Origin of the sequence: Citrobacter sp. TBCS-14, assembly GCF_005280805.1 — a bacterium.
GTDB classification, from domain to species: domain Bacteria; phylum Pseudomonadota; class Gammaproteobacteria; order Enterobacterales; family Enterobacteriaceae; genus Citrobacter; species Citrobacter gillenii.
In genome coordinates this window covers 459-748 of record NZ_SZWM01001312.1, presented here as the reverse complement: position 1 = coordinate 748, position 290 = coordinate 459, and the positions used below count along the sequence as shown (strand labels likewise).

Here is a 290-nt window from a genome sequence, read left to right as displayed (position 1 = left end):
GGATCTGGGCGATATCCTCGGCGCGAAAGGTAAGTTGTTTAAGACCAAAACCGGCGAACTGTCCATCCATTGTACCGAGCTGCGTCTGCTGACCAAAGCCCTGCGCCCGCTGCCGGATAAATTCCACGGTCTGCAGGATCAGGAAGCGCGTTACCGCCAGCGTTACCTGGATCTCATCTCTAATGATGAATCCCGCAACACCTTTAAAGTGCGTTCACAGATTATGGCTGGCATCCGTCAGTTCATGGTTGCTCGCGGCTTTATGGAAGTAGAAACCCCGATGATGCAGG

General features: G+C 53.4%; 1 protein-coding gene. It reads left to right on the top strand.

Going from position 1 to position 290, the window contains the following annotated elements; genetic code table 11:
- Positions 1–290 (top strand): amino acid--tRNA ligase-related protein (locus FDX22_RS27535; RefSeq protein ID WP_304571837.1); only part of this gene is annotated, 290 nt, incomplete at both ends.